The sequence below is a fragment of the Kineococcus siccus genome (assembly GCF_009906795.1).
Lineage (GTDB): Bacteria > Actinomycetota > Actinomycetes > Actinomycetales > Kineococcaceae > Kineococcus > Kineococcus siccus.
On the sequence record NZ_JAAALN010000366.1, the window covers coordinates 1 to 1,975 of the forward strand.

Genomic DNA, 1,975 nt, shown 5'->3' on the forward strand with positions numbered 1-1,975 from the left:
GGTGCCGGGGTGGCGGGCCTCGACCTCCCGCAGCAGGTCGGCCAGCTCGTCGGCGCGCTGCGGCGTCAGCAGGAAGGAGCGGGGCCGGTGCCCGGCGGCGACCGCGCGCCGGACGACCTCGACGCCCTCGGCGAGGAACAGCCCCTCGGCGGGTTCGCGCACGGCCCGCAGCTGCACGTCCTTCAGCGCGGTGTAGTCGCGCAGCAGGTCCGCGGGCGCGCCCGGCCCGGCGTCGGTCAGGTCGGACAGCTCCCAGCGCGGCACGCCCGGACGCTACCGGTCGGGCTCGGCGAGGGCGGTGCCGCGCCCGCGTCGGCTCAGTAGCGGAAACCCCCCACGACGGCGTGCAGCCGGTCGCTGACGCCCGTGACCTCGTCGGCGGCGGTGCGGGTCGAGACCACCGAGCGGTCGGTGGCGTCGGTGGCCGCGGACACCGCGTCGATGCCGGTGGCGATGCGCCCCGCGCTCTCGGCCGCGTCGGCGATCGACCGGCTGATCTCCGACGTCGTGGCCGTCTGCTCCTCGACCGCGGACGCGATGGTCGTCTGCAGGTCGTTGATCCGCGCGATGACCTCGGTGATGCTGCCGATGGCGGTGACGGCGCCCGTGGTGTCGGACTGGATGGCCGCGACGCGCTGGGAGATGTCCTCGGTGGCGCGCGCGGTCTGCTGCGCGAGCTCCTTGACCTCGCCCGCGACGACGGCGAAGCCCTTGCCCATCTCCCCCGCCCGCGCGGCCTCGATGGTCGCGTTGAGCGCGAGCAGGTTGGTCTGCTCCGCGATCGCGGTGATGACCTTGACGACGTTGCCGATCTCCGTGGAGCTCTCCCCGAGGCGCGCGACCGTGACGTTGGTCTGCTCGGCCACGTCGACGGCCTGCTGGGCGACCCCGGTCGCCTCGGCGGCCGAGGCCGAGATCTCCCGGATCGAGGCGCCCATCTGCTCCGACCCCGCCGAGACCGCCTGCAGGTTGGTGGAGATCTGGGCGATGTCCGCGCTGACCGTGCGCACCTGGGCGGCCGCGACCTCGGCGGCCTCCCCGGCGCTCACGCCGGTCTCGGACAGCGTGCGGGAGTTCCGGCTCAGGGTGTCGGCGCTGCCGGCCACGGAGGTCAGGTCGGCCCGCAGGCGCCGCACTCCGGCGTCGAGCGCGGCCGCGGCGCGGCCGAGTTCGTCGGCGCGGTCGATGCCGGTCTCCACCGTCAGGTCCCCGCGCGCGAGCGCCTCGGCGGCCAGGGCGATCGCGGCGGCGTCGGAGCGGATGCGGCGGATCGCGGCGACGAGCACCGCGGCGCCCAGCGCGAGGCCGGCGACGAGCAGCACGACGGTGGCGAGCAGCGTGCGCCGCGCCTGCGCGGCGCTCGTGTCGACGGCGGCGGTGACGTCGGCGGACGCGCTGGCCTGCAGCGTGGCCACGCTCTCCTCGAACGCCGCCGCGGCGCCCTGGTACTGACCGGCGGCGGCCTCGCGGGTCGCGGCGTCGCGCGCGGCCACGATGGCGGGGCCGGCGGTGTTCATGGTGTCCAGCTGCGCCGCGAGGTCCGCAGCGACCACGACGTCCGGCCCGGTCACCATGTCCTGCAGCGCGTCCACGGCGGCGGCGCGGTCCGCGCTGATGGCCTGGGGCTCGTCGCCGAGGCGCTCGGCCGTGCCGGGCAGGAACTGCAGGGCGAGCGCGGTCTTGGCGGCCTGCTCGTTGAGCAGGCTGATCGAGCGGACGGTCTCCAGACGCGCGAGCGCACCGCTGCGGAAGGACTCCAGCTCCGCGCTCTGGGCCTGGGAGGCGGTCGCTCCGAGCACGCCCAGCGCGACGGCGACGGCGGCCATGCACCCTGCGGCGCCGGCGATCCGGGTGGTCAGCGACGCGCTCGCGCGCGGGGGTCGGTCCATGGTGGCTCGCTCCTCGTCCGGGCCCTCCGCACGGGGACCACGTGAGCCCATCGGCAGGTCGGGCGGGCGGGATGAGCGGTCGGGGC

The 1,975-nt window shown here is 76.4% G+C and carries 1 protein-coding gene and 1 pseudogene; both read right to left on the reverse strand.

Going from position 1 to position 1,975, the window contains the following annotated elements; translation table 11 throughout:
* Window positions 1-264, reverse strand: a pseudogene (locus tag GTR02_RS21450) (hypothetical protein); the annotation flags it as partial.
* A gap of 53 nt (window positions 265-317) precedes the next feature.
* The gene (locus tag GTR02_RS21455; protein WP_166609497.1) at window positions 318-1,889 is read right to left on the reverse strand and encodes a methyl-accepting chemotaxis protein; all 1,572 of its coding nucleotides are present in this window, start codon (window positions 1,887-1,889) and stop codon (window positions 318-320) included.
* Window positions 1,890-1,975 lie beyond the last annotated feature (86 nt).